Consider the following 25,294-nt stretch of genomic DNA (forward strand, 5'->3'; position numbering starts at 1 on the left):
AGGATCGCTTGGTTAGGGAGTTAATATTTTTTTAAACTTGGATCTGCTCAGTTTTTTGGTATTCCCTGATCCAAGAATCCAGCATCGACACCGAACCAAAAGCTACCATCTTTGTTGTCGAAATACATATATCGAATGTTTCCTCCACTGGGTACAGTAGTTTGGCTAACAAATTTTTGTGTATCTATATCAAAAGCAAAGATGATGTTAGGAATATCACCTGTGTCTGCTACCCATAGCCGGCCTTTGTTATCTATTGCGGTTCCGTAAGGGCGAGGGTTCTCAGTGGGGAGCTTCCACTCCTTGAATTCTTTTGTGCTGGGCGTATATCTGCCAACATAGCCCTCTGGATAGTCTACATACCAGATATTGTTGGACGTATCGATTTCCAGCCTGCGAGGTCGAGCGTTCGGCCGGGGAATTGAGATTTCGTTTACCATCATGGTTTTAGGGTCTACCCAAGCTAATTTATTCGTACCAAATAGGGCAACCCAGGGGCGATTTTGTGAGTCTACCTTGATTCCATAAGGACGTGCGTTGGCCGTTTGAGGTGTGGCTATTTTCACTTCTCCACTATTGACATCCAAAATGCCTATGCGGTTGCTCTGTTGGGCTGTAAACCAGATATTGCCATCATGGTTGAAAACCAGTGTATGTGGATCATTTACGCCTTTTGGCATTGCGTATTGAGTGATTTTACCCGTCTCTGCATCCATACGCCCAATATGTGCATTGCGGTTACCGGCATACCAAACCATGCCCTGCTTATCTACTATCAGATTATGAGGGTGGGTTCCTTCAGGAACCTCGAATTTTTTAAACCGCTGATCGGACGGAGTAAATCGGCCGATATAGTTTCCGGCCTGTCCACAGAACCAAACCTGCTGTTTGTTATCCACATGAGGGTCTCTGGGCAGTCCCTGCCAAGGTACTTTCCACTCGTTTAACTTGAGTCGGTCTGGCAGTTTATTTTCTTGTGCCACAGTATTTATTGGAGTAAATAAGAGATAAGTGGCGCAGATAACGATTTTTAGTGACAGCGTATAAAGCTTTAGGTAGATATTCATTTGCCAGTTCCAATGATTAAGACGTCAAGAGGAATTTATACGTTTATGTCGTAGCACGAAAATATGAGTGAGCTGAGTCCTGGTCAAAGCATAGGTGATAATTGGTCCTTATTTGTAATGGTTCATAAAATCAATATTTTGCAGAAGAGTGGTTTCAAACTGCCTGTTAGTTGCCAGGAATACAATCGGGGCACCCGATTATATTCACGAAAGAGATACTAAAGCTCCAGAATTCTATTTGGCGAGTTCTTATTGAGTCTGTGGAGCTTAATTGAGAAGGGTTTTGTCTTTACAGCTAAGCAGAATTAACAGGCGGTTTTGCGGTACCTGGCAGTCATATTACCCTCAATTTACACGTCAACGTGGTATAGCGTATATTGCTGCCCTTAGTGTAGGAGTCCCTCCATGTTACAACGCCTCCGTCGACCGGAAATTCTGCTGTTAATCCTTGCAGCCTCAATGCCACTGTCTTTTTCTGTCTGGAATACTCTCCTTAATAACTTTGTGATAGCCAAGGCTTCATTTACCGGAGCTGATATTGGCCTGTTACAGAGTGTTAGGGAGATACCTGGGTTCCTGGCGTTTACAGTGATATTTGTATTACTGCTTATCCGGGAACAGCGCTTGGCACTTCTCTCACTTGTAGCGACCGGGATTGGCGTGATGCTGACCGGTTTTTTTCCATCTCTCACGGGTTTACTACTCACGACATTGTTGATGTCGATCGGTTTTCACTTCTATGAAACCCTGCAAACCTCTCTGGCTTTGCAATGGTTTCCAAAAAAGACATCGGCAATCTGGATGGGACGGATGGCCGCTGCTGGTTCATTTGCAGCGCTTCTAGCTTACGGTTTGGTTTGGTGTCTGATGGACTTTGCCGGCTTAGACTACTCGTGGGTTTATTTGATCGGCGGTGGCATCACTGTGCTTATTGCTTTGGCTGCCTGGTTACTTTTCCCACAGTTTGCTCAACCCCATAGCCAGCGTAAGCAATTGGTGCTACGTAAGCGCTACTGGCTTTATTATGCGTTGACGATGATGAGCGGCGCGCGTCGACAGATCTTTATTGTCTTTGCTGCTTTCCTGATGGTTGAAAAATTTGGCTATAGCGTTGGTGAAATTGCTGCGCTCTATACAGTTAATCATCTGCTCAATTTATATATAGCGCCTAAGATTGGACAGTTTATTGTGCGCTTTGGCGAGCGTCGTATCCTTACCTTGGAATATGTCGGTTTGATCTTGGTGTTTGCCGGTTATGCTCTGGTGGAAAGCGCGATGTTGGCAGCGGCGCTCTATGTTATTGATCACCTGTTCTTTTCCATGGCCATTGCCATCAAAACCTATTTCCAGAAGATTGTTGATGAGCGGGATATTGCCTCATCAGCCGGCGTCAGCTTTACCATTAATCACATTGCGGCAGTTATTATCCCGGTGTTGTTTGGCCTGATTTGGCTTACCTCTCCAGCTATGGTGTTCTTTGCCGGATCTTTGATGGCTCTGGTCTCTCTGGGTTTGGCCCAATTAGTGCCTGAGCAACCTGGACCAGGCAACGAAGCGCGTCTGGGGCAGGGAGTAGCTGTAACTTAATTGCTCCGTACTAATTCTTGATCAGGACTTTTAATAATAAATAGGAATTCTTATGCGTGTAGCTCTCTTAATAATGATATTTACTCTGCCGTTAAGTGCACTTGTAAATTCAGAGACAATATTGGTTGGTGAATATCATATTGAATATGAGATCAAAGGCTCTGGTAAGGCCACCTTGTTTCTCGAAGCCGGGGGTTCGGCCGGGATGCAGGATTGGGACTCCATCTATGATGACTTGGCGAAGTATGCACGAGTAATACGTTATTCTCGTGTCGGCAACGGAAAATCAACGGCCATTAAGAAACACTTTAGCTCTGAGGATTATGCTCAAGGGGCCAGGGCTTTATTGGAGGCTTTGGGGGTTAAAGGGAAAGTTACTTATATTGCCCACTCCTATGGCGCTTATGTAGCACGAACTTTTGCCGCGCAATACCCTGAAAAAATGGCAGCGTTGATGCTGATAGAACCTTCTTCTGAACATGATGTGGATATTATGCGCTCGCAGGATTTGAAGTTGGCCGAGGAACAAATTGCTCAGGTAAAACTGGATGATATGAAAAACGGCATGTCGAATCAGTACCTGGATTTTTGGTCCAAGCGCCCTTTACCTGACTATCCACAAATCCCTGACATCCCCGTCACAGTAATTGTCTCCGTCAAAAAGTATGACAATCCTCCTCTTCTTTTCTTTACTGATGAAGCCCGGGATATGTGGGGGGAGTTGCATTCGAATTGGGCTAAAGCGTTTCCACGAGGTAAAGCTGTTTTGACTGAGAAGAGCTATCACTATCCCCAAAATGATGAGCCTGAAATGGTAGTAAAAGAAGTGCTAGCGCTTATTGCTAGAGGTTGCAAATAGTTGGCAAGGACAAAAGGCCCAGGCAGTGTTGATCGCCGATGCGGAAACGCTCAACTCTTTTTTCGGCGGGCTATGCAACAGCCTCGATCTATTCTCCAGGTGGGAGATAGATCGAGGCTTGCCGGATGCCCTAGGGAATGACAAAGGTGCTCTCAATACGGCCGAGCAGGCCCATGGCTTCTACGAGCACATTAATATCTACCCCTTAATTGAAATACCTTGCGCCATGAAGAAGGGGGCGACCCGACGCCGTTGCCTAGCAACGTCAGGCGATGATGGCAGAATCCATCGGCACCATAACCACTGAATATTGCTACATAAGCTATCCCTATCCTAAGAAGATGAATCCTCTGCTTGCTGAGGACATTGCGGGTAAAGCCCGTGATTATGGCCATCGATCTCCTTCAGTTGATTTGCCTGCGAGGGAGGTAGACTTTGACGATATCTGGTTTATATCCGAGCGTGATGCCCTGCATCGGCCACCGGCAATTGAGCTGGCTAGCGCAACTCTGCTGGAACATACCAATTTATCCCTGCAGGCTATCGATTTTTTTTGACATATACAGCTACTTTCCCGGTGCGGTTCGGGTTGCCTGCTAGGCTATGGGCATCTAGCCCCTTGATCCCAGAGGGTCACGTTAAGCGAAGGGCTGCTTTTCTTCGCTGGTCCTGGCAACAACTACTCTCTGCATGCCATTCACAAATATTGGAAGCATTGCGCCACAAAGGTTCAGGACACGGTCTGGTCAGCGCCAACGGCCTATATCAGGCCAAGGTCGAAGGTATTCAGTGAAAGGCCCCGAGGAGTGTGCAATGCCTGATACCCACAAAGAACAAGTGTGTCGTTTTTATGACGAACATCCTATCAACGAAGAGGAAATCCTGGCAGAACTCGCAGCCAGAGGCCTGGATCTCGATGCGCTCAGCGAGGAGGATTTAAAGGATTTTGACCAGGATCACTACTGTGGTGTGCAGGCAGTGGAGACCCTGGGGGAATTGGCTGCGGTAGGTAATTCGAGTCATGTGCTTGATGTTTGTAGTGGTATGGGTGGCCCGGCTCGCTGGCTAGCCCACACCATTGGTTGTCATGTTAGCGGGGTTGATTTAACCGTGAGCCGAGTAGAATCTGCCAGGCGTCTGACCAGGCGTGTACAACTTGATGGACTGGTCGATTATGTCTGCGGTGATGCTACGGCGATGCCGCTACCCGATGCAAGCTACGATGCCTTGATCAGCCAGGAGTCATGGTTACATATTGCGGATAAGGCGAGGCTTGTGCAGGAGTGTGTCCGGGTATTGAAACCTGGGGCAAGAATGGCCTTTACCGATATCATATTGCTGTCCACCCTGACAGATGAGCAAAAACACCGATTGAGTGGCGAGCTGGCCACGGCATCCATTGCCGTGGCTGAGACCTATCCCGAATTATTATGTGCTGAGCAGTGTACGATTCTCAGCTGTGAAGACCTGTCCAAAACCTGGGCCAAGGAATTGATCGATCGCCTGGAGTCCTACCGAGCATTGCGAGATACCACAGTTGCAAAATTCGGTGAAAGTCATTTCGCATACTGGGACAGCCTGTACAGTTTTTATGCAGAATTATTTGTCAACGGCAAACTCGGCGGTGTGCGTATGGCCGCGCAAGTCCCCGGCTGACCCACAGATTTGGCACTTTCAGGTCATTTCTTATCAAATGGCTGGAGGGCACAGATGCATCTTTAATAAGAGTTCACCACCCTCGGTTCAATAAATGCAAAAAAGTTATATGGTTTATCTCTCTATTGGAAAGGGGTTAGCTATAACTTCGCTTTCTTTGATCAAGTTTCTGAGCTTAATTTTGATGCGAGGTACCAGGAGTTTATTCTGTGGGTCTTGGCTGCACAAAATACCTATGAATATTATCGTGAGCTAACGCGTTTTAATGCACTTCTGCAGAATGGTCACACCAAGATTTATTACTCCAAGGGCCTGTCTGTCCAGTATTTGGGTTGGCCAACCGTTCACTGGGCTGAGGCTGGGCATCAAGCAATAGTCACAGGGGCTGAGAAGGGGTGGAGTCAGAAATCCCACCGGGTTCAATTATTGTTGCGGTAAATGGGCAGGATTTACAGGCCTATTTAATGGAGCGAGTCATGCCCTATATTGCCAGCTCGACCCAGCATATTCTCTGGAATACTGCAGTTCGGAATGTTCTATATGGCAAGCCGGAAACCATAGAGGAATTCACAATTGAGACTCCAGTGGCAGGGTGAAAGATGTTCTGGTTAAGCGGGATGCCCGTAGCAGGGAGATCGAACATATCTTTATTAAGCAGTCTGCTTCCAATGGTGAGTTGTTGGAATTTAAGTGGTTGGGAAGTGATATTGCCTATGTGGCTTTAAATGGCTTCGATGATAAAGAGATCGTTAAGCAATTTCAGTCCCACTATGGTGAGATCAGCAAATCCAAAGGCTTGATTTTTGATCTGCGTTTTAATGGGGGCGGCAGTACTATTAACGCTGGAGAAATTATCTCCTATCTGGCCAACCAGAACTTGCCAGGCTCTATCTGGAAATCGCCCAAGCATGTGGCTGCCTGCAAGGCCTTGGGGGCAATTGCTGATCAATTCGAAGAATATGAGGAGTATTGACCCTATGTAGAGGGTACTTCCTGTGAATTTAGCGAAGATTCTTCAGGTGTACTTAAAGCCAAACTGGAGAACAGCCATATAGTGCCAACCTATGTCCTGATTGGCCGAAATACGGCTTCTGCAGCTGAAGATTTCTTGGTGTATGCGGATTCTCTCGAACACTTTACAACCGTTGGTGAGCCCACATATGGCAGCACCGGCCAGCCAATTTTTGTAGATCTTCCGGGAGGTGGTACTTTCAGGGTATGTACCAAGCGGGATACATACCCTGATGGGCGGGAGTTCGTCGGCTATGGTATTAAGCCCGATATCCTGGTCGAGAGTACCCTGGCCACTGTACGTTCCGATGAGGATGAGGTGCTCGACAGGGCGCTGAGAGAGCTTCAGGCTGAGCTTTAATTCACCCTGGTGTGAGCTGCTGGCCTGTGTCTGTTAATTCGGTTAGCAGGCTGCATTCTTTCTATGTGCGTAAGGATTGACCTAGTTGTTATGGGGGCTCGGGATGCTTGAGTGGGCTAGATAGTGTACTTCAGAGGTTTTGAATGTACATGCAGCAGCTTTGCACAAGAATTACCAGCTTATCGGTTATGTTCCGTTTCCGTGAGATGCCTGTGATTGTAATTGGTACGAATGTCTTGAAAGTTGCCTTTATAATCGACTAATTTTTGCTTTAAGGTGCTCACCGCAGGCTGTGTTTGCCTGTTGGCCCGCTTAGCTGTTTAATGCTGGCTTTGGTTTCCGGCGACTGCGGGAAAGCACTTGTCATCGTTAATGCGCCAATAAAGTGGTACGTTAGGGTATCTCTGAAAATTAAGTAACTATAAAAGTAGCTAGGAGTTGTATTTATGGCACAGATCAAAGCTTTGGATAAAAAGGCACATGCCAACCTAAAACTCACCCAGGACATCACTTTTGATCATGTAGGCGGCAATCATATTCTGCCGTTGGTGGTTCAGGAGATTGTGCAGGCGGCCCAGAGCTACCCGATCCTGTTTGTAAAAGACCAGAATACCGAGCAGTTCAAAGTGGTTGCGCTCACTGGCCTGCGTCCGGGTGAGAACCTGTTCTCCGGTGCCGAAGGCTGGAACGGCAGCTACGTCCCGCTACAGGTTCGTACCTACCCATTCGTACTGGTTAAGAACCCGGAAAATGCTGATCAGGCAGTGCTTTGCATTGATGAGGATTCCAGCATGCTGAGCGAGTCTGAAGGTGAGGCTCTGTTCGATGGTGAGGGCGAACAAACTGATTACCTGAAGAATCGCGCTCAGGCGGTGGTTGAAACCGCGCAGCGTGTAACCGTTACCGAGTCATTTATTGAGTTTCTGGAATCCAAGGATCTGTTCACCCAGAAAAAACTGACTCTGCGTGTTAGCGAAGATGAGAAACCTTATGACCTCACCGGTTTCTATGTGATCGATGAGGAAAAACTAAATAACCTGTCTGATGAGGATTTCCTGGAACTGCGCAAGCGTGGCGCATTGCCAGCAATCTACGCCTCCATGATGTCCTCCATGCAGGTCCAAAACCTGATCCGCAGGAAGCGCCTGAACTGATCCTGATCTGCCCGGTAACTGTGGTTGTCGGGCGGTCCGCTTCTGCCAGGTTTTCGGGATACAGTTATCAGCATTCTGTATCCCGTCTTGATCCCTTCTCATAGTCGTACCACTATTAGCCCCTTCTGATGTTTTAGTTCGCGAATAATAAGATGAAATACCTAGCGCGGCTCTCTCTCCGTTATTGGTTTGCCTGGTTGGTCCTTTTTTATGGGGTATGGTTATTCCTGATTGCCCAGGGTGACAATCTGGCTTTGGCCTTGGAAAACTGGTCTATGGCGCTGGCCATGGCGCTCGGTAGCTATGCCGCAGGGTCTACGCCAATGGGCGGTGGCACTGTTGGGTTTCCTGTTTTGGTGCTGCTGTTTGATATGCCGGCCAGTCTCGGCCGTGATTTCAGTTTTGCGGTGCAGTCCATCGGTATGGTCAGCGCCAGCCTGTTTATTCTCTGCCGGCGCCAGCAGCTGGCCTGGTCGATGTTGCGTGGGGCGCTGCTGGGTTCCCTGCTGGCTACACCCGCAGGTATCCTGCTGTTTGCACCGTTGATCCCGGAGTTGTGGGTAAAGTTGTCCTTTGCCGTGCTCTGGGGAAGTTTTGGGATTTTCCACCTGTATCGACTCAGTGAGATCACCGACTGTGAGCATGAGGGTGATCCGCAGTGCCCAACAGATTTCCGGGTCGGTTTGTTACTCGGGGCTTTTGCGGGGTTTTGCGTAGTCGCGGTGACCGGGGTGGGTGTAGATATGCTGGTGTATGCGGCGCTGGTGCTGCTGAGCCGTGTAGACCTCAAGGTAGCGATTCCCACGTCGGTTGTGATTATGGCCTTTTGCTCGGTACTCGGTGTACTGGTGAAGTCGCTGGCCGGTGACTGGCAGCCGGGGGTGTTTGGCAATTGGCTGGCAGCGGCGCCGGTAGTGGCTCTGGGGGCTCCCCTGGGCGTTTTTGTGGTCAGTCTAATTGGGCGCAAACCCACGCTGCTGATTGTGGCTTCCCTGTGCGTGGTGCAGCTCGTATGGACATGTATCTCTGAAGAAGAGGCGCTGCGCGGTTACGGCGGTGTGCTGGTAATACTGGCGCTGCTAATCTGCCTGGCAGGGTTTGAGTGGTTGCGGGCACTGGGCTTGCGCCGCGAGCGGGGTAGGCAAGTGTTGGACCATGGGCACGGGAAGTATGAATCTGTGGAAGCTGATACGGTACTGGTACAGGGGTTTAAGTAACAGGGTGCAGAGGTGTGTCCCTGAGATGCTGCTTTAGATATTTGAGTTGCTGCCCTGGATCGGGCCTGCGGGATAAATTCTGGAATATGGCTGGGGCGGAAGGATTCGAACCTTCGCATGACGGGATCAAAACCCGCTGCCTTACCGCTTGGCTACGCCCCAGTTTCAAGATTCACAAAGAATAGTCTCTGTGATTTGAAATGGTAGCAAGGGGGAGACTCGAACTCCCGACCTCAGCATTATGAGTGCTGCGCTCTAACCGGCTGAGCTACCTTGCCATTTCTTTTGTCGTCTCGGCCTAACCGAGGGCGCGCATTATTAATCGATGGGCCGGGTGTGTCAATACTTTTTCTGTATTCTTTTCAGTTAGTTAGCGATTTTTTTTATCTGAACCCGGGGAGTGGTTGGAACTGCGCCTGGAGCGGATCGCAGCAAGGGCGGAGCCCACTACCACGGCACCTGCACCGGCCCAGCTGATCCAGTTGAGGGGCTCCACCGCAATATAATCTGGCCAAATACTACTGATCAGGGTGCTGAACAACAGAGTAATGACTGGCACCAGGGACAGAGTAGCGCTTACGCTGGATGCCTCCCAGTGCGCAAGGGCCTTGCTGAAAGCTCCATAGGCGATCAAAGTGTTGGCGGTAAGAAAGGCTATAAGTGACCATTCGAGCCAGCCCAGGTGCGTTACTTTCATCGGATCTGCCATTGGCAGGAAGCACAGGGTGCCTGCGATATAAATCACCACCAGCAGGTCCTGGGGCGTGGCACTCTTCAAAATCTTTTTCTGGAAGAAGCCATATATTGCCCAGGTAACGGCGGCAATCAGGATGTAGCCGAGACCGAGCAGGTAGTCGCCACCAGTGCCGCTAGTGAGTTCTTCCAGCCGCTGGTTGAAAAACAGCAGCAGGCCGATTACCACCAGAACCACACCACTCCACTGGCGCGGTGAAAAGCGCTCCCCCAGCCACAACACGCTGGAGCTCAGTAGCAACAGTGGCGCCAGCTGGATAACCACCTGGGCGGCACCTGGGGTGATGTAATCTAATCCACTGGCATAGGAAAGGTAGTTTACCAGCAGGCCGGTTACAGCCAGCAATGTGAAAGGTAGGAGCCCGCGGCTGAACAGCGGTCCCAGTTTCAGTTTGTGTGCCGAGCCGTAGTAGAGGCCAGCCAGTACTGCTGCACCGGCAAAGCGATACCAGGTGGCAGTGCCGGGGCTGATGTGTTCCAGTAGCCCTTTGAGGGCGATGGGCAGTGCCGCCCACATAAACACGGTGATCAGGGCCAGTGGAAGGCCCACTTTCCAGTTTGATTGCGCCATGGCTTCTACGCTGGTGGAAAAGGCCTCCCCGCTGGCGGGGAGGCGAAAAGGAAGAGGGGGTTAGACGTTAAAGCGGAAGTGAACCACATCGCCGTCAGCAACAATGTAATCCTTGCCCTCCAAGCGCCACTTTCCTGCCTCTTTGGCACCCGCCTCGCCATTATTGGTAACGAAGTCGTTGTAGCTGACCACTTCTGCGCGGATAAAGCCCTTCTCGAAGTCGGTGTGAATTTTACCGGCTGCATTGGGCGCGGTAGCCCCCAGGGGAATGGTCCAGGCGCGCACTTCTTTTACACCGGCGGTGAAGTAGGTATGCAGGCCCAGCAGTTGATAACCGGCGCGAATTACGCGGTTCAGGCCCGGTTCTTCCGTACCCAGCTCTTCCAGGAACTCCTGCCTTTCGTCATCTTCCAGCTCGGCGATTTCCGCTTCGAGTTTATTGCAGATAGGCACTAATACCGCATTCTCTTCCGCGGCAATGGCGGCAACGGCATCCAGATGCGGATTATTCTCGAAGCCATCCTCATGTACGTTGGCGATGTACATGGTTGGTTTTATGGTCAGCAAGCTCAGCTCACGCAAATCTGCCAGCTCATCCTCGGACAGACTGAAGGAGCGCAGCGGCTTGGCTTCATCCAGGTGCGGTTGGATCTTTTCCAGTAGCGCTTTCATCTTGATAGCGTGCTTGTCCTGTCCCTTGGCCGCGCGGGTAAAGCGCTGCAGGGCCTTTTCCACGGTATCCAGGTCGGCCAGGGCCAACTCAGTGTTGATCACTTCGATATCGGCTACCGGATGAACCTGATTGGCTACGTGGATTACGTTGTCATCTTCAAAGCAGCGTACGACGTGAGCGATGGCATCAGTTTCACGGATATTGGCGAGGAATTTGTTACCGAGGCCTTCGCCTTTGGACGCACCCGCGACCAGACCGGCGATGTCGGTGAACTCCATCGTGGTTGGAATAACTTTCTGTGGCTTGACGATGTCTGCCAGCTTGTCGAGGCGGGTGTCCGGCACTGGCACTACGCCGGCATTGGGCTCGATCGTGCAGAAGGGGAAATTCTCTGCATCAATGCCCGCTTTGGTCAGCGCATTGAATAGGGTGGATTTGCCCACGTTAGGCAGGCCGACAATACCGCAAGTAAAACCCATGGTGATATTTTTCCGTTTGCCTGAGGCGCATATTGCGCGCTCTGCTAATTGCGTTTGAGGTCCGGTAGTGATTGCGCTGGCGGGAGTCTGGGTGGGCGGGGTATCGCGGCCACCAAATGGTCCGGGCCAGCCGGGAAGATACCGGCAATTTGGCGCAGCACACTATCGAGATTTCCGGGACAAAAGGCAAGCCGCCCGGTGGGATCTATTTGGCGGTGTGCAGCGATTTCATGGCTGCGCCCCAGTCGCCGGAGGCGGCGATGGGCAACACATCGATTGAACGATCGATGGCGTCAGCCAGCGTTTCCTGTTCCGCCCTGGGGGCTCGCTGGAGTACAAACCGGGATACGTCACTCGAGCTGCCAGGGTGGCCGATACCGAGTCGTAAACGCATAAAATTCCGGTTGTTGCCCAGTGCGGCGATGATATCCCGCAGGCCATTATGTCCTCCGTGACCGCCGCTAGCCTTGAGGCGTGCGACACCGGGGGCTAGGTCCAGCTCATCGTGAGCGACCAGTATGGCTTCCGGGGGAATTTTGAAGAAGTTCGCCAGTGGGCCGACAGACTGGCCGCTGCGATTCATATAGGTAGTGGGAATCAGCAACCGTATATCCTGGCTGCCGATCCGCACACGGCCCGTGAGGCCGTGGTATTTGCTGTCCTGGCTGAGCTGGGTGCCGTGTTGGCGGGCCAGCTCGACAACAAAGTCAGCACCGGCATTGTGCCGTGTCCGGTCGTATTCCGGCCCAGGATTTCCCAGGCCGACGATCAACTGGATCGGGGTGTCCGGTGCTGCAGCCAAGGCGAATTACTCTTCGCCTTCGCCAGCTTCGGCTTCAGCATCAGCTTCCACAGCGCCGCGAGGCTTGTGGATAGAAGCTACAACCAGGTTGTGGTCTTCGCCGTGGCTCAGGTCTACAGACTCGGCACCTTCCGGCAGTTTCAAGTCGGAGATGTGCAGGATACCGTCCAGATCCAAGTCTGCCAGGTCCACTTCGATGAACTCGGGCAGCTTACCGGCAGGAGCATTCACTTCCAGCTCGGTCAGGGTGTGGGAAACGATACCACCGGCTTTTACGCCTTTGCTGGATTCTTCGTTAAGGAAGTGCAGAGGCACTTTAACGCTTACCTTGGTGCTGGCGGAAACACGCTGGAAGTCAATGTGCAGCAGCTGTTGCTTGGCAGGATGACGTTGCAGATCGCGCAGGATGACTTTCTGTTCTTTGCCATCGATGTCCAGGGTCAGCATGGAAGAGAAGAAAGCTTCGTTTTCCAGAGCTTTGAACAGATCTTTTTGTAGCATGGAAACGGACAGCGGTTCAGCTTCACCACCGTAAACGATGCCGGGTACACGGCCTTCCAGGCGACGCAGGCGGCGGCTCGCACCTTTCCCTTCATCGCTGCGGGCATTGACGTTCAGTTTGATATCAGACATGGGATAAACCTCGGGTTGTCTGTCCAGAGAGACCTGCGACCGGACCGCTCTGGTATTGAAGTAAATTGGGCCTCTGGCCCAAAAGTAATTGCCCGGCAGAGCCGGGCGGGCGCGTATTCTACGGGAATTGGGGGCAAAGGCAAAGTGTCTCGATGCCGGTGCATTTTGCTATCTGCCTGGGGAAATCTCTGCTGCGCGTCCTTAACGGAACATCGCAGAGAGGGATTCCTCGTTGCTGATACGGCGCATGGATTCGGCCAGCATGGCAGACAGGGTTAGCTGGCGGATTTTCGGGGCCTTCTCCATCTTGTCACCCAGAGGGATTGAGTCAGTGACTACCAGCTCATCCAGTACGGAGTTGTTCAGGTTGCTGATGGCGTTGCCGGACAGTACCGGGTGAGTACAGTAGGCAACAACCTTCTGTGCACCGTGTTCTTTCAGGGCATTGGCAGCGTTGCACAAGGTGCCCGCAGTGTCGACCATGTCATCAACCAGCAGGCAGGTGCGGTCGCTGACTTCACCAATAATATTCATTACCTCGGCAACATTGGCGGCGGGGCGGCGCTTGTCAATGATGGCTAGTTCGCAGTCGAGGCTTTTGGCCACAGCACGGGCACGCACAACGCCGCCGATGTCCGGGGATACAACCACCAGGTTTTCATACTTTCGGCGCTCGATATCGTCAAGCAGTACTGAGGAGCCGTATACGTTATCCACAGGTACGTCGAAGAAGCCCTGAATCTGCTCAGCGTGCAGGTCGACAGTCAGTACGCGGTCGATGCCCACGCTCACCATCATGTCGGCAACCACTTTTGCGGAAATAGGGACGCGTTGGGATCTGACGCGACGATCCTGGCGTGCATAGCCGAAGTAGGGGACTACGGCGGTGACGCGGCCGGCGGAAGCGCGGCGCAGGGCATCTACCAGCAGGATCAGCTCCATCAGATTGCGGTTGGTGGGCTGGCAGGTGGACTGCACTACGAAAACGTCGCGTCCGCGTACGTTATCGGTAATTTCTACTGCAATCTCACCGTCGGAGAAGCGCTTGACCGCGGCTTCGCCCAGGGGGATCGCCATATGGTCGACAATTTTCTGTGCCAGTTCCGGGTTTGCGTTGCCGGTAAAGACCATTAAGTCAGCCACTGCGAGTTCCTTTGATTCTGTTTTGATGTGAATTGAAGTGTAGATGCCTGCATTTTCCGCTAGCAGTTGGGATGCGATAGCACCACTTTTGTGTTGGGGGATACCGGGTTAGGCGAGGCAAAGTTAGAGTTGTTTCCCTGCTTTGCCTGATCACCCAGGTGGTTGCTTTGAGCTTTGGGGGGCCTCCGGGTTGTCGAAGAGCGCTTGCTAACAAGCTTGTCTATGACATCTTTATAGAGTTGGGGGAGGCTGCTCTCAGCCCTGTATAAGTGGCCTGGGCCGGTTGGGTCAGTGTCGACTGAAACATGTCGGGACCGGTTTATGCTTGTGCCACTGCATACAAAAGAAAATGGCTGGGGCGGAAGGATTCGAACCTTCGCATGACGGGATCAAAACCCGCTGCCTTACCGCTTGGCTACGCCCCAGTATTTTTCCTCAACTGTTTGAGGTTAATTTCGCGAGCTGCTGGTGTACAGGTGAAACCTGGATACCGTTCGCTATAAAACCCTGCCATTTTCGCGGTAGCCTGGCAAGTGCCACTTGAGCCGCTTGCTTAGTTTGGAAGGCTGTAAAAACACAGCTTCCAGTGCCGGTGAGATATGCTGGTGCAAATTGTTGCAACCATTCTCTGGCATCGCGAACTTCAGGGTAGAGACTTTCCACCAGTGCCTGGCAGTCGTTACCGGAAAAAGCTTCCAGTTTTTCACTGCTGAGCGGCATTTCTGTGAGCTGCCCCTCGCGAAGGGCCGCTAATGTAATTGTGACGGAATCTCTTGTCAAACGTGAATCGTGAAAAATTTTCGCGGTGCTTACCTCACAACCAGGGGACACCACAAGATAGTGGCGTTTTTCCGTGGCGACCGGAGTTAATTTTTCCCCGATACCTTCGGCCCAGGCGGTGTGCCCGCGCACAAAAACGGGAATGTCAGCGCCGAGTTGACGTCCCAGCCCGGACAGGGTTTCGACGGACAGATTACAGTGCCAAAGGTGATTGAGGCCGAGCAGTGTGGTGGCAGCGTCGCTGCTACCGCCACCGATGCCACCACCATGTGGGAGATTTTTTGTCAGGTGGATGTGAGCGCCCGGCAGTTTGCCAACTGTGGAGCTGGCTTCCCTTCGAAGTAATTGCGCTGCTCGGTAAACCAGGTTGTCTTGCTCGGGAACATCCAGATCCCCGGCATCTACGCTGATGATGCCGTCTTCGCGCGTGGAAAACTCCAGCGTATCGCCGTAGTCGAGTAACTGGAAAAGGGTTTGCAGCTCATGATAGCCATCCTGGCGACGGCCGAGAATGCGCAGGATCAGGTTAAGTTTTGCAGGAGCAGGTAACTTCAGCATACGGACGGGGTGGGCCGGTTAATTCAGGGTGGCCCATAATACCCGCATGCTGGGGTTTAGGCATTTAAAACCCCCACTCCTTGATCACCAGGGTTACATTGACCGGCCCGGCAGCGGCGTTGGTTTGCGCTTTGATACGGGTGGGCAGGGTGAAGGGGCCATTCTGACGATAGTCACTGAAGCTCAGGGTCCAGCCAGACTGCTGCAAGCTCTGCAATTGACCCTGGTCATTGTGTCTCTCCGCACCTTTTGGGCCTGGAGCGGGCAGGCCTCGCACCCAGTAAAACATCTCTCTGGCGGGTAGGGGCCAGCCCAAAGTCTGCTGAGTAAGTTGTGCCGCATTGCGCGCGACAACTGGTGCTTCATTGCCGCGCACCAGGCTGACGCCACCGGCGGTACCGGAGATTACCGTAGTGCCGGCGCCGAGTGGGCCGCTTAGGTGAATGCGGAAATTCTGTGCTCCGCTCTGCTGCCAGGTCAGGTTTGCGCTGCCGTTATCCGCTGGGGAGCGCACCCCGAGTTTGCCTTTGATTGTCCACTGTTTGAGTTGGGCCACGGAGGTGGGCGCCGCAGTCTCCTGCGGGGTGTCCGCAGCCGGTTGCTCTTTGGTTTTTTGCCCGGCACAAGCCGATACCAGCAAAGTGAGAGCGGCTATCAGTAAAAAATAAAATTTTCGCGTGACAGTGGTTTCAGTTGTCAGATACATGCTGTTCCAGTGACTCTTTAATTTGCAGACGTTTCATTGCAGCCGGAATAATCTTGCTCTGCGGATTGATTTTCAATCCGTCGTTCCAAATTTTCAGTGCCCCCTCGCGATCACCTTGAATCCAGAGTACCTCGCCCAGGTGTGCGGCAATTTCGTGATCGGGCAATTTCTCCATGGCCTGGCGTAAATATTTTTCCGCGGCAGGGTAATTTCCGAGATGGTATTGAACCCAGCCCATACTGTCGATAATGGCAGGGTCTTCAGGTTCCAGCTCCAATGCCTTACTGATCAAATCAAGAGCCTCCTCACGGCGGGCATCATCATCGATCAGCTTGTAACCCAGGGCGTTCAGCACTGTGGCATTTTCTGGATCACGTTCCAGTAAGTTACGCAAATCCTGTTCGAAAGCCGCAGCATTACCAAGCTGGTCATTGAGCAGCGCGCGAGTGTACATCAGGCGGCCGCTACCGCTTATCGCGGCGAGACCCTGTTCGACCCGCTTCAGGGCCATCAGCGGCTCGTCGTTTTTGCGTAGCAGTTCGACCTCCATCAGAAAGAAATGTTCTTCCTGTCTGGGATGTTGCTGGCGAAGTTTGGTAAACCACTTTTCGTTTTCACCGTGCTCACCGGTGGAGGCAAGCAGCTTTGTGCCTTTAGTAATGGCTTCCACATAATCGTTGCCGGGCTCCACTTGGCGAAAGTGCCTAACAGCGGTGGAGATCTCCCCCTGTTTTTCGGCGAGACCACCCAGGTAGAAGTGGGCTGACGATTGGTGTTGTTCCAATTCCAGCAGTCTGTCGAAAAGTGGTTTGGCCGCATCCAGCTGGTTGGTTTCATACTGGATCAGGGCCAAGGATAAAATCAGGTTGCCATCCTCGGGGCGCTGCTTAACTAATTCGGCAAATTGCTGGCGCGCCAGAGCAAGATCTTCCCGAATCAGCAGGCGCGCATATTGCAGGCGCAGTCGAGTTTCACTGGGGTGTACGCTGACCAATTTCTCCAGTAACTCAATAGCTTCACGCCGCTTGCCCAGATCTACCAGCAGGTGGCTCTGTAACAGTGGGGCATCCAGTTGCCCCGGATTGTTCTCCTGGATACGGCGCACTAGGGTCAGGGCTTGGTTGTACTGTTTGCTGGCGCGTAGCACCATGGCGTGAGCCAGGGCTACCTCGTCGTTTTTTGGGTAAGTCTGTGCCAGTCGGGCAAATTCTGCACGGATCTGCTCGTCGAGTTTTTCATGACCGATCGCGGTGGCGGCGAGGGACTGCAATGGTGCCTTGCCCCCAAGTTTGAGTGCCTGTTCTGCGTGGACCAGGGCCTGTGTCAGCTCTCCAGCCAAGGTGAGTTCCGCGGTCAGTGCCAGCTGGGCATCGGCGTTGCCTGGTTCCAGCTCAACCCAGAGTCGTGCTGAGCGCAGTGCGGCCTGGCGGGCATTCAGGAAGCGGGCGATACGCGTGGCTCGCGCTGCAACGCCGGCATCTTTGGTGATTTCCGCTTGATGGTAGTAGTTGGCCAGTGCCACATCGTAGCGTTCACGAATACCGGCGACCTCCGCCACCAATAGTGTGTAGAAGGTATCAATGGGAAAAGTGCGCGGTTCAATCTCCCTGGATTCAGCGGCGCTATCCTCTATCTGGTTCTGCGTTATGTCTGGCTGCCCGTCTGAGGTTACCTTTTGCGGATGCACCTGTGAGCAGGATGCCAGCAGCAGGCAGAGGAGCAGGAATAGCGGGGTAGTGGCTTTGTGGTTCGATTTGGGCTTTCGGGGTGGGAGCATAGATCGTGTCCATACGTTGCTGCTGCGCATAAGCGGTGTACGAGTGGCGTGTTTTAAACGATTATCGCCATATAATTCTAGTCGCGAATCCGCTTTTGGACGCTGGGCTCCGGCCGGCTCGGTCAAATCAGCGCACAATTAAACCGCCCTTCGACCTTGCAAGCAAAGCGGCGGCCCGTGAAAATGCGCCCCCAATACGGATGATGTACTCCTAGATTTAACGCCGACGGAACTCTATGCCAATTCTTACCCTGGGGATCAACCACGATAGTGCACCCATTGAGGTGCGCGAGCGGGTCGCTTTCGCTCCCGAGGTGATGCCCGGTGCCCTGGGGGATGCGCGCAAGGCGCTCGATTGCCGGGAGCTTGCAATTCTCTCTACCTGTAACCGCACGGAGATCTACGGGAACCTGGAAGCTGAGCCCCTTCTGCATTGGCTGGCGGAATATCACCAGGTACCCTTGGAGCAATTGAAAGGCTGCAGTTATATCCACAGCGGGGAAGAAGCCGTACGCCATATGATGAGCGTCGCCTGTGGCCTCGACTCAATGGTTTTGGGGGAGCCGCAAATCCTCGGGCAGATCAAGTCTGCCTATGCGGTGGCGCGTGAGTCCGGTAGTGTTGGCAGTGAGTTGCACCGAGTGTTCCAGCGAGTGTTTACGGTGGCGAAGAAGGTGCGCACAGAAACGGCCATCGGCGAAAACCCGGTGTCCGTTGCCTATGCCGCGGTTTCCCTTGCCTCGCGTATTTTTACCGACCTGAAGAAACAAACCGCACTGTTGATCGGTGCGGGCGAGACCGTGGAATTGGTTGCTCGCCATCTGCTGGACCAGGGCATCAAGCAGCTGATCGTAGCCAACCGGACTCTGAGTCGAGCGCAATTGCTGGCGGAGAATTTTGGTGCCGAGGCCATCCTGCTCGCCGATATTCCCGAGCACCTGGCCCGTGCGGATATTGTGATTAGTTCTACCGCCAGCCAGTTGCCGATCTTGGGCAAGGGAGCGGTGGAGTCGGCTCTGCGCAAACGTCGACATAGCCCGATGTTTATGGTGGATATCGCGGTTCCACGGGATATCGAGTCCGAAGTCGGTGAGCTCGACGATGTTTACCTGTATACCGTGGATGATCTGCGCGGTGTAATCGACGAGGGTATGCGCTCCCGCGAGCGAGCGGCGGAGGCCGCCAGGGAAATTATCAATGTCGCTGCGGCAGAATTTACCAAAGAGAGCCGTGCGCTTGGCGCTGTGGATACCATTCGCAGTTACCGACAGCGTGCTCAGCAGATTAGTGGCACTGAATTGGAGCGGGTGATGCTGCAGCTGGACAAGGGGGAGGACCCGCGCCGTCTACTGGAGCAGCTGGCACGCTCATTGACCAATAAATTGATCCACGCGCCTACGATCAGCATCAAAAAAGCGACTGCCGAGGGCGACCTGGAGCGGCTGCGTATCGCCCGTGAAGTTGTCGGGCTGGACGATCTCGCCGATATCGAATCAGAGAAAAAACACAGATGAAAGAATCGCTACTGAATAAACTGGAGACTTTGCAGGAGCGTCACGAGGAAGTGTCCGCACTGCTCGGCGATGCCAGTGTGATTTCCGACCAAGAGCAGTTCCGCGAGTTATCGCGGGAGTACTCGGAGCTGGAGGAAGTGGTTAAATGCTATGGCCGCTATAAGCAGCTGAAGGAAGACATGACCGCTGCGCGTGAAATGCTCAACGAGAGCGATCCGGAAATGCGTGAGATGGCCCAGGAGGAACTGCGCGAGGCGGAGACCCAGGTAGAACCGTTGGAGCATGAGCTGCAGACATTGTTACTGCCCCGCGACCCCAATGACCGCAAGAATGTTTTCCTGGAAGTCCGCGCTGGCACAGGTGGTGATGAGGCGGCAATTTTCTCTGGCGATCTGTTTCGCATGTATTCCCGCTATGCGGAAAAACAGGGCTGGCGTCTCGAGATCGTCAGCGAAAATGCTGGTGAGCACGGAGGTTACAAGGAGATTATCTCTCGTGTGGCCGGCGAAGATGTGTACGCCAAATTGAAATTTGAATCCGGTGCTCACCGTGTGCAGCGGGTCCCGGAAACAGAGTCCCAGGGGCGCATTCACACCTCTGCCTGCACTGTAGCGGTGATGCCGGAGCCTGATGAGCGTGATGCCATTGAAATTAACAAGGCTGATCTGCGTGTGGATACTTACCGCGCCTCCGGTGCCGGTGGCCAGCACGTAAACAAAACTGACTCTGCTGTGCGCCTGACCCACCTGCCTACGGGAATTGTGGTGGAGTGCCAGGACGAACGCTCCCAGCATAAAAACAAGGCCAAAGCGATGGCGCTGTTACAGGCCAAGCTCTCAAGCGAACAAGAGGCGGCAGCGGCGCAAGAGATTTCCGATGCGCGCAGAAGCCTGGTTGGTAGCGGTGACCGTTCCGAGCGTATCCGTACATATAACTATCCCCAGGGGCGGGTGACTGACCACCGTATCGGCCTGACCTTGTATAAATTGGATGAAGTGATGCAGGGCGCTCTGGAAGAAGTGATTGAGCCGCTGCGCACTGAGCATCAGGCGGATCAGCTGGCCGCCATGGGGCAGTAATGGTGAGTTTGTGCATTGCAGGTAGCTCCTTCCGGTGACCAGCGTCAAGGAAAATGTCGCTCGCAGTGCTGAGCTGACCGATAGTGAATCGGCGCGACTCGATGTAGAAGTGCTGCTCGGCCATGTTCTCGGCCGTGAGCGGACCTGGCTTTACACCTGGCCGGAATATGAACTCACTGCTGCCGAGCAGGGTGAGTTCGAGGCGTTACTGGCCCGGCGTAAGAGGGGTGAACCGGTGGCGCACCTGACCGGTGAGCGGGAGTTCTGGTCACTTACTTTAAAGGTCGATCCCTCCACCCTGATTCCCCGTCCAGATACCGAGTTGCTGGTGGAAACCGCTTTGCGGCTCTGCCCACAAAGTACTTTGCATGCCCTCGACCTGGGCACTGGGACCGGTGCGATTGCCCTGGCACTGGCTTCAGAAAAACCGGGCTGGCAAATTGTCGCTGCGGAGAAATCTGAGGCGGCGTTGGTGCTGGCCGAGGACAATCGCGAACGCCTTGGCTTTACCAATGTAAAAGTTGTTAAAAGCGATTGGTTTGCACAATTACCACTTCAGCATTTTTCCCTCATCGTCAGCAACCCCCCGTATATCGATGCGGCCGACCCCCATCTGAGCCAGGGCGATGTGCGTTTCGAGCCGAGTACAGCGTTGGTAGCGGAGCGGCAAGGGCTTGCAGATATCGAGCATATAGCCGCGCAGGCTGGTGACTTTCTCGGGGAAGATGGCTGGCTGCTGGTGGAACATGGCTGGCAGCAAGCTCAGGCGGTTCGAGAAATCTTTACTGCTGCCGGTTACCGGGATGTGGAGAGTCGCAAGGATTTCTCCGGCTGGGAGAGAATAACGCAGGGGCGCAAATAGCCCGCGGTCGATAAGTAGAGATGAGCAGTCCCCGAGGGGAATTGGGAGGGAACCTATGCACGATCACGTCCACCATCGCAATGGCAACGGCGCTTTGCGCCCGCTGCTTATTGCCCTGATTCTCACGCTGGGATTTTCGTTTGTCGAAGCTGTTGGTGGCTGGCTGTCGGGTTCCCTCGCGCTACTCAGTGATGCAGGACACATGCTCACGGATTCCTTTGCCCTGGCGCTTGGCGCGGTTGCTGCAGTATTGGCAAAAAAACCAGCTGACCGAGAATTGTCTTTTGGTTGGGGGCGAGCTGAGGTACTGGCGGCGGTCACCAACGGCCTGATTATGCTGTTAATTGTTGCGGCTATTTCCTTTGCGGCGATCAATCGCTTACACAATCCACAGCCGGTACACGGCGGCACAGTAATGCTGATCGCCTTTGTGGGTTTGTTGATTAATATTGTGGCTGCCTGGGTCCTCTATCGTGGCGAACGCACACTCAATATCCGTGGTGCGTTACTGCATGTGATGGGGGATATGCTGGGTTCAGTGGCGGCACTTATTTCGGGTGCGGTGATTTATTTTACCGGCTGGGTACCCATCGATCCGTTGTTGTCGCTGCTGATCTGTTTTTTGATCCTGATATCCTGTGTGCGCCTGCTGCGCGATGCGGTAGATGTTCTGATGGAGCGAGTGCCGCGCGAGTTGAGCCTGCCGGTGGTGGGGGAAACTCTGGCACAGGTTAACGGGGTGCGCTCGGTGCATGACCTGCATATCTGGCGCCTGGATTCCAGCACCATCTCCCTGTCAGCACATATTGTGGTGGATGACCTGCAAGCCTGGCCAGCGGTATTGGAGCGCTTGCGGGAAACCCTGATCAAGCGCTTTGGTATCGACCATATTACCCTGCAGCCAGAGCCTATCGAGCAGGCCAAGGCCATTATTATCGACAAGGTTAGCGGGGCTTAGGCCAAGCTCACGGCTTTTTAATCATCCTCGATCTGTAACTCCGCAGGGGTGTCAGTGGAGGAGGGCGCTGTCACTGCTTTACCCGCCTGCACCGGGGGTTTTTCACTGATAGGCTCTTCCGCCACTACCTCCTGGGGCCTACTGATCTGTTCCTGTGGAGCCTGGATACCTATGTGATAGGCGGCAAAGCCGGGTTGTACTACCTGATCGAGGGCCATACCGAGAACACGCCCGTTGTGCTCTGAGCGAATCTCAGTGCGCACATTGGTGATGGGGTTGGTGACTGTACCGAGCAGATCCCCTTTACGTACAAACTCCCCTAGCTGTACTTCGCTGAAAATAATGCCGCCATTGGAGGATCTCTGCCAGGTGGAGTTGTAGTACACCGGCTCCGGGTCCCCCCACAAACGGAATTTGCTCACCATCCCCAGCTGGTTCAGAAGGGTGCGTATCCCCTTCACGCTGTGACTGACTGAGCGCTCGTCCAGAACCATCGGTGCACCGGCTTCCAGGGTCACTGTGGGAATGCCTGCCTCCACAGCGGCGCGGCGCAGCGTGCCTTTGGCCCCTGCGCTGTGCAGCACTACGGTGGAGCCGAAGCCCTTGGTCATCTTCACAATCTTGGGATTGCTCAAGTCACCACGCAGCTGCGGCAGGTTGGTGCGGTAAAAGGAGCCTGTATGCAGGTCGACCACCGCATTGCAATGGCTGATCACCTCGTGAAAAAACGAATTGGCGATGCGAGAGGCGGAAGAGCCATTGGGGTCGCCAGGGAAGTGTCTGTTGAGATCGCGTCGATCAGTGAGGTAGCGGGAGCTGCGGTGGAACCCCTGTAGATTGACAATAGGTACGCCGATAACAGCTCCGTTTAGCTGCTCGGCATCGAGGTCATACATAACCCTTCGCACTGTTTCTACGCCGTTAAGCTCATCCCCATGAACCGCAGCAGTCAGGCAGAGTACCGGCCCAGGTTTTGCACCATTGACCACCAGCACGGCTGTAGGGCTGTAAACCCCTTCGAAATGCTGGCTTGGGGACCAGGCCAGTCGGGTGGAGGTGGCCGGTGGTACCTCAGCGCCGAGCAGGCGCAGTGGCTTGGCTTTCTCTACTTCTATGGAGAGGCTTCCGCTTGAGGTTTCCCTTGCCTGGGTGGCTGGCTCCACAGTGGGTTTAGCTTCCGGCTCTTTTTTCGTGCTGGAGGTAGCATCAAGCTCACTGATCGGCTGATCCAGCTGCAGGTTTTCTGCCTTTGGCAGGGTTTGTTGCTCTTCGCTTTCTGAACTCTCTACAGGTGCTGCCACAGGCTCGGCACGGTCTTCGGTACCTGTTGGCGGGCCCAGCTCTGAAATTACCGGTTGGTCCAGCTGCAGGTTTTCCGCCTTGGGCACAACCTGTTCCTGCTCTTTGTCACCCTCATTCAGGGCAGCTGCCTGGGTCGAGGTCAAAAACAGGGCGAGGCTTAGCAGGCGGCGCGGCCTGGCCTGAGAGAGGCGCAAAATCATTCGGTAACTCCGGTCAACTTCTTATTGCAGGCTGTGTCGATTATTGACTTGCATTCGGCACATATGGGGACTTTGAGCGCCAGTATAGTCAAAGCGTTCCCCAAGAATGTGACAGATCGCGGACTATTGAGCCCTATGGGCACTGAGTATTGCCTTGCGGCCGGTGCGCCGAAGTCGCAGTACCATTAAAATGGAAGCCGTGCCAAGCCCAATACAGACGCCGGTCCAGTAGCCGTAAACACCCCAGTAGTTTTCCCCCAGCCAGTAAGCACTGGTGAGCCCCACCAGCCAGTATGAAAACAGTTGGATATACATGGGAACACGGGTGTCCTTGTAGCCTCGCAGTGCCCCCCAGGTCATGGCCTGGGCTACATCCACCAGTTGGAAGGCGGCGCAAAGTAGCAGCAGGTTAGTGGCTACCGCGATTATTTCTGTATTGCTTGTATAGGCTTGCACGAACAGACTACGCAAGGTGATCAGCAGAATGCCGGTACACAACGCATAAATCATTCCTGTGCCGATACCGACCTTGCCGGTAAACAGAGCCCGCTTGGGGCGGCCTTGGCCGAGTAGTTGCGCCGTGCGAATACTGAGTGCCTGTGCCAGGGCGAGTGCCACCAGGTAAAAAATAGAACCAACGCTCATGCTGATCTGATGTGCGGCCACAATTGCGGCGCCATAGGGCGCCAACAATATCGTGAGGCTGGCAAAGAATGTTACTTCGCCGGCGGCACCCACACATACCGGCAAGCCCACAGCGAGCAAGTGTTGCAGGGTTGGCCAGTGAGGTTTGGAAGGCAGCAATCTGAGTTTCAGGGAGTGATAGGCCGGATCGTTGCCGGCATGCCAAAACAGTGCCAGGGCGATCAGGCAACTGACCACGGCTGTGGCCCAGCCACAGCCGGCACCGCCCATGGCGGGAATCGGTCCGGCACCAAATACAAAGAGGATATCCAGCGGCAGGTTGAGCACGGCAGCAGCCAGATATATACGCATCACCGGGCGCACCTGTCCCATACCCTCGCAGTAACCGCGCAGAGCGGTGCCCAAGGCAAAGGGGAGTGTGCCGATGCTGAGGGCCAGAATATAGCCTTGTAAAACCTTGCGCACGGGCTCCTCTGTATCTATCCATTGGCTCCATACCGGTACCGCAAGCAAAGCGAGGAGCACAAGGATACCCCCCACAAGAGCGATCCACAGGGCTTGGTGCAGTTGTTTCGCGCAGCCTTCTTCATCCTGTCCGCCGCGCAGGTGGGCAACGACTGGAGAGATTGCGGCGAGGAGACCAATCAGGGTCACCGCACACACCGCCCAGATACTGGAGCCCAGTGCCAGACCCGCCAGGTTCACCTCGCCAGCGCGACCAGCAACGATAGTATCCACAACTCCCATGCTCACCACCGCCAGGTTGCTGACCACTAGTGGCCCGCCCAGTGTGGTCAGGTGGGATAGCTCGGTTGAAATGGCGCGTCGATAAAGCTTAAACAAGGGAAGAACCAGGTTTCTTGGGACTGTGTCTATGGATAATTGTGAGGTATCAGCCAATTCCAACAGAAGACTGTGGCAATACAGTTTTATCGGATTTATTGGCG

24 protein-coding genes and 3 tRNA genes are annotated in these 25,294 nt (G+C 53.6%); 13 read left to right on the forward strand and 14 right to left on the reverse strand.

The window, feature by feature from the left end:
- Window positions 1-47: 47 nt before the first annotated feature.
- On the reverse strand, window positions 48-899 hold the full coding sequence (locus GL2_RS11365; RefSeq protein ID WP_232053603.1) for a lyase: 852 nt from the start codon (window positions 897-899) through the stop codon (window positions 48-50).
- A 573-nt stretch (window positions 900-1,472) separates the two neighbouring features.
- Here GL2_RS11365 and GL2_RS11370 point away from each other — a divergent pair.
- The 9 genes from GL2_RS11370 to GL2_RS11415 all read left to right on the forward strand — a co-directional run bounded on the left by GL2_RS11370 (window position 1,473) and on the right by GL2_RS11415 (window position 8,912).
- Window positions 1,473-2,654 (forward strand): MFS transporter, encoded by a 1,182-nt coding sequence (locus GL2_RS11370; protein ID WP_143730763.1) that lies wholly within the window; start codon window positions 1,473-1,475, stop codon window positions 2,652-2,654.
- 52 nt (window positions 2,655-2,706) lie between these two features.
- Complete coding sequence (locus GL2_RS11375; protein WP_143730764.1) at window positions 2,707-3,513, forward strand: alpha/beta fold hydrolase; 807 nt, start codon at window positions 2,707-2,709, stop codon at window positions 3,511-3,513.
- A gap of 272 nt (window positions 3,514-3,785) precedes the next feature.
- Window positions 3,786-4,070: a hypothetical protein gene (locus GL2_RS11385; protein ID WP_172621126.1), complete on the forward strand. Its 285-nt coding sequence runs from the start codon at window positions 3,786-3,788 to the stop codon at window positions 4,068-4,070.
- Window positions 4,071-4,326: 256 nt separating this feature from the next.
- On the forward strand, window positions 4,327-5,169 hold the full coding sequence (locus GL2_RS11390; protein WP_172621127.1) for a methyltransferase domain-containing protein: 843 nt from the start codon (window positions 4,327-4,329) through the stop codon (window positions 5,167-5,169).
- 395 nt (window positions 5,170-5,564) lie between these two features.
- Window positions 5,565-5,765 carry a hypothetical protein gene (locus GL2_RS11395; protein ID WP_143730768.1) on the forward strand — a complete coding sequence of 67 codons (201 nt, stop codon included), beginning with the start codon at window positions 5,565-5,567 and terminating at the stop codon, window positions 5,763-5,765.
- Window positions 5,762-6,142 carry a S41 family peptidase gene (locus GL2_RS11400; RefSeq protein ID WP_143730769.1) on the forward strand — a complete coding sequence of 127 codons (381 nt, stop codon included), beginning with the start codon at window positions 5,762-5,764 and terminating at the stop codon, window positions 6,140-6,142. The genes GL2_RS11395 and GL2_RS11400 overlap by 4 nt, the downstream gene beginning before the upstream one ends.
- Before the next feature lie 81 nt (window positions 6,143-6,223).
- Entirely contained in the window at window positions 6,224-6,541 is a 318-nt protein-coding gene (locus GL2_RS11405) for a S41 family peptidase (protein WP_172621128.1), read from the forward strand.
- Between the two features lie 446 nt (window positions 6,542-6,987).
- The gene (locus tag GL2_RS11410) at window positions 6,988-7,695 is read left to right on the forward strand and encodes a SapC family protein (protein ID WP_143730771.1); all 708 of its coding nucleotides are present in this window, start codon (window positions 6,988-6,990) and stop codon (window positions 7,693-7,695) included.
- A 152-nt stretch (window positions 7,696-7,847) separates the two neighbouring features.
- Window positions 7,848-8,912, forward strand: a complete 1,065-nt coding sequence (locus GL2_RS11415; RefSeq protein ID WP_143730772.1) for a sulfite exporter TauE/SafE family protein — start codon at window positions 7,848-7,850, stop codon at window positions 8,910-8,912.
- A gap of 87 nt (window positions 8,913-8,999) precedes the next feature.
- On the opposite strand, the gene GL2_RS11420 is transcribed toward GL2_RS11415, so the two are convergent.
- From GL2_RS11420 to GL2_RS11470, 11 genes are all read right to left on the reverse strand, one after another.
- A tRNA-Gln gene (locus tag GL2_RS11420) sits at window positions 9,000-9,074 on the reverse strand.
- Window positions 9,075-9,113: 39 nt separating this feature from the next.
- Window positions 9,114-9,190: transfer RNA gene (locus tag GL2_RS11425), tRNA-Met, on the reverse strand.
- Window positions 9,191-9,282: 92 nt separating this feature from the next.
- Window positions 9,283-10,236 (reverse strand): DMT family transporter, encoded by a 954-nt coding sequence (locus tag GL2_RS11430; RefSeq protein WP_143730773.1) that lies wholly within the window; start codon window positions 10,234-10,236, stop codon window positions 9,283-9,285.
- Between the two features lie 60 nt (window positions 10,237-10,296).
- Window positions 10,297-11,388 (reverse strand): redox-regulated ATPase YchF, encoded by a 1,092-nt coding sequence (ychF, locus tag GL2_RS11435; protein WP_143730774.1) that lies wholly within the window; start codon window positions 11,386-11,388, stop codon window positions 10,297-10,299.
- A 205-nt stretch (window positions 11,389-11,593) separates the two neighbouring features.
- Window positions 11,594-12,190, reverse strand: a complete 597-nt coding sequence (gene pth, locus GL2_RS11440) for an aminoacyl-tRNA hydrolase (protein ID WP_143730775.1) — start codon at window positions 12,188-12,190, stop codon at window positions 11,594-11,596.
- A gap of 6 nt (window positions 12,191-12,196) precedes the next feature.
- Window positions 12,197-12,823 (reverse strand): 50S ribosomal protein L25/general stress protein Ctc, encoded by a 627-nt coding sequence (locus tag GL2_RS11445; RefSeq protein ID WP_143730776.1) that lies wholly within the window; start codon window positions 12,821-12,823, stop codon window positions 12,197-12,199.
- A 201-nt stretch (window positions 12,824-13,024) separates the two neighbouring features.
- Window positions 13,025-13,954, reverse strand: a complete 930-nt coding sequence (locus GL2_RS11450; RefSeq protein ID WP_143732873.1) for a ribose-phosphate pyrophosphokinase — start codon at window positions 13,952-13,954, stop codon at window positions 13,025-13,027.
- Window positions 13,955-14,316: 362 nt separating this feature from the next.
- A tRNA-Gln gene (locus GL2_RS11455) sits at window positions 14,317-14,391 on the reverse strand.
- Window positions 14,392-14,401: 10 nt separating this feature from the next.
- Window positions 14,402-15,304 (reverse strand): 4-(cytidine 5'-diphospho)-2-C-methyl-D-erythritol kinase, encoded by a 903-nt coding sequence (gene ispE / locus GL2_RS11460; protein WP_143730777.1) that lies wholly within the window; start codon window positions 15,302-15,304, stop codon window positions 14,402-14,404.
- 64 nt (window positions 15,305-15,368) lie between these two features.
- Window positions 15,369-16,010: a lipoprotein insertase outer membrane protein LolB gene (gene lolB / locus GL2_RS11465; protein WP_143730778.1), complete on the reverse strand. Its 642-nt coding sequence runs from the start codon at window positions 16,008-16,010 to the stop codon at window positions 15,369-15,371.
- The gene (locus GL2_RS11470; RefSeq protein ID WP_143730779.1) at window positions 15,994-17,787 is read right to left on the reverse strand and encodes a tetratricopeptide repeat protein; all 1,794 of its coding nucleotides are present in this window, start codon (window positions 17,785-17,787) and stop codon (window positions 15,994-15,996) included. Before GL2_RS11470 ends, lolB begins: the two co-directional genes overlap by 17 nt.
- Window positions 17,788-18,023: 236 nt before the next feature.
- On the opposite strand from GL2_RS11470, the gene hemA reads away from it, so the two are divergent.
- Genes hemA through GL2_RS11490 form a run of 4 tightly spaced genes read left to right on the forward strand, consistent with a single transcriptional unit; the run spans window position 18,024 to window position 22,200 of the window.
- The gene (gene hemA, locus GL2_RS11475) at window positions 18,024-19,301 is read left to right on the forward strand and encodes a glutamyl-tRNA reductase (protein ID WP_143730780.1); all 1,278 of its coding nucleotides are present in this window, start codon (window positions 18,024-18,026) and stop codon (window positions 19,299-19,301) included.
- Window positions 19,298-20,380 carry a peptide chain release factor 1 gene (gene prfA, locus GL2_RS11480; RefSeq protein ID WP_143730781.1) on the forward strand — a complete coding sequence of 361 codons (1,083 nt, stop codon included), beginning with the start codon at window positions 19,298-19,300 and terminating at the stop codon, window positions 20,378-20,380. Before hemA ends, prfA begins: the two co-directional genes overlap by 4 nt.
- A 34-nt stretch (window positions 20,381-20,414) precedes the next feature.
- Complete coding sequence (prmC, locus tag GL2_RS11485; RefSeq protein ID WP_143730782.1) at window positions 20,415-21,242, forward strand: peptide chain release factor N(5)-glutamine methyltransferase; 828 nt, start codon at window positions 20,415-20,417, stop codon at window positions 21,240-21,242.
- Between the two features lie 55 nt (window positions 21,243-21,297).
- Complete coding sequence (locus tag GL2_RS11490) at window positions 21,298-22,200, forward strand: cation diffusion facilitator family transporter (RefSeq protein WP_143730783.1); 903 nt, start codon at window positions 21,298-21,300, stop codon at window positions 22,198-22,200.
- 17 nt (window positions 22,201-22,217) lie between these two features.
- On the opposite strand, the gene GL2_RS11495 is transcribed toward GL2_RS11490, so the two are convergent.
- On the reverse strand, window positions 22,218-23,702 hold the full coding sequence (locus tag GL2_RS11495) for a succinylglutamate desuccinylase/aspartoacylase family protein (RefSeq protein ID WP_143730784.1): 1,485 nt from the start codon (window positions 23,700-23,702) through the stop codon (window positions 22,218-22,220).
- Window positions 23,703-23,825: 123 nt separating this feature from the next.
- Window positions 23,826-25,190, reverse strand: a complete 1,365-nt coding sequence (locus GL2_RS11500; protein WP_232053604.1) for an MATE family efflux transporter — start codon at window positions 25,188-25,190, stop codon at window positions 23,826-23,828.
- Between the last annotated feature and the right edge of the window lie 104 nt (window positions 25,191-25,294).

It is taken from the genome of Microbulbifer sp. GL-2, assembly GCF_007183175.1.
Taxonomy (GTDB): domain Bacteria; phylum Pseudomonadota; class Gammaproteobacteria; order Pseudomonadales; family Cellvibrionaceae; genus Microbulbifer.

What these genes read in the sequence shown, in the direction of transcription:
- GL2_RS11370 (WP_143730763.1), top strand. Translation starts at nt 1,473, where the DNA reads ATGTTACAACGCCTCCGTCGACCGGAAATTCTGCTGTTAATCCTTGCA.
- GL2_RS11375 (WP_143730764.1), top strand. Translation starts at nt 2,707, where the DNA reads ATGCGTGTAGCTCTCTTAATAATGATATTTACTCTGCCGTTAAGTGCA.
- GL2_RS11385 (WP_172621126.1), top strand. Translation starts at nt 3,786, where the DNA reads ATGATGGCAGAATCCATCGGCACCATAACCACTGAATATTGCTACATA.
- GL2_RS11390 (WP_172621127.1), top strand. Translation starts at nt 4,327, where the DNA reads ATGCCTGATACCCACAAAGAACAAGTGTGTCGTTTTTATGACGAACAT.
- GL2_RS11410 (WP_143730771.1), top strand. Translation starts at nt 6,988, where the DNA reads ATGGCACAGATCAAAGCTTTGGATAAAAAGGCACATGCCAACCTAAAA.
- GL2_RS11415 (WP_143730772.1), top strand. Translation starts at nt 7,848, where the DNA reads ATGAAATACCTAGCGCGGCTCTCTCTCCGTTATTGGTTTGCCTGGTTG.
- GL2_RS11430 (WP_143730773.1), bottom strand. Translation starts at nt 10,236, where the DNA reads ATGGCGCAATCAAACTGGAAAGTGGGCCTTCCACTGGCCCTGATCACC.
- ychF (WP_143730774.1), bottom strand. Translation starts at nt 11,388, where the DNA reads ATGGGTTTTACTTGCGGTATTGTCGGCCTGCCTAACGTGGGCAAATCC.
- GL2_RS11445 (WP_143730776.1), bottom strand. Translation starts at nt 12,823, where the DNA reads ATGTCTGATATCAAACTGAACGTCAATGCCCGCAGCGATGAAGGGAAA.
- GL2_RS11450 (WP_143732873.1), bottom strand. Translation starts at nt 13,954, where the DNA reads ATGGTCTTTACCGGCAACGCAAACCCGGAACTGGCACAGAAAATTGTC.
- ispE (WP_143730777.1), bottom strand. Translation starts at nt 15,304, where the DNA reads ATGCTGAAGTTACCTGCTCCTGCAAAACTTAACCTGATCCTGCGCATT.
- lolB (WP_143730778.1), bottom strand. Translation starts at nt 16,010, where the DNA reads ATGTATCTGACAACTGAAACCACTGTCACGCGAAAATTTTATTTTTTA.
- GL2_RS11470 (WP_143730779.1), bottom strand. Translation starts at nt 17,787, where the DNA reads ATGCTCCCACCCCGAAAGCCCAAATCGAACCACAAAGCCACTACCCCG.
- hemA (WP_143730780.1), top strand. Translation starts at nt 18,024, where the DNA reads ATGCCAATTCTTACCCTGGGGATCAACCACGATAGTGCACCCATTGAG.
- prfA (WP_143730781.1), top strand. Translation starts at nt 19,298, where the DNA reads ATGAAAGAATCGCTACTGAATAAACTGGAGACTTTGCAGGAGCGTCAC.
- GL2_RS11490 (WP_143730783.1), top strand. Translation starts at nt 21,298, where the DNA reads ATGCACGATCACGTCCACCATCGCAATGGCAACGGCGCTTTGCGCCCG.
- GL2_RS11495 (WP_143730784.1), bottom strand. Translation starts at nt 23,702, where the DNA reads ATGATTTTGCGCCTCTCTCAGGCCAGGCCGCGCCGCCTGCTAAGCCTC.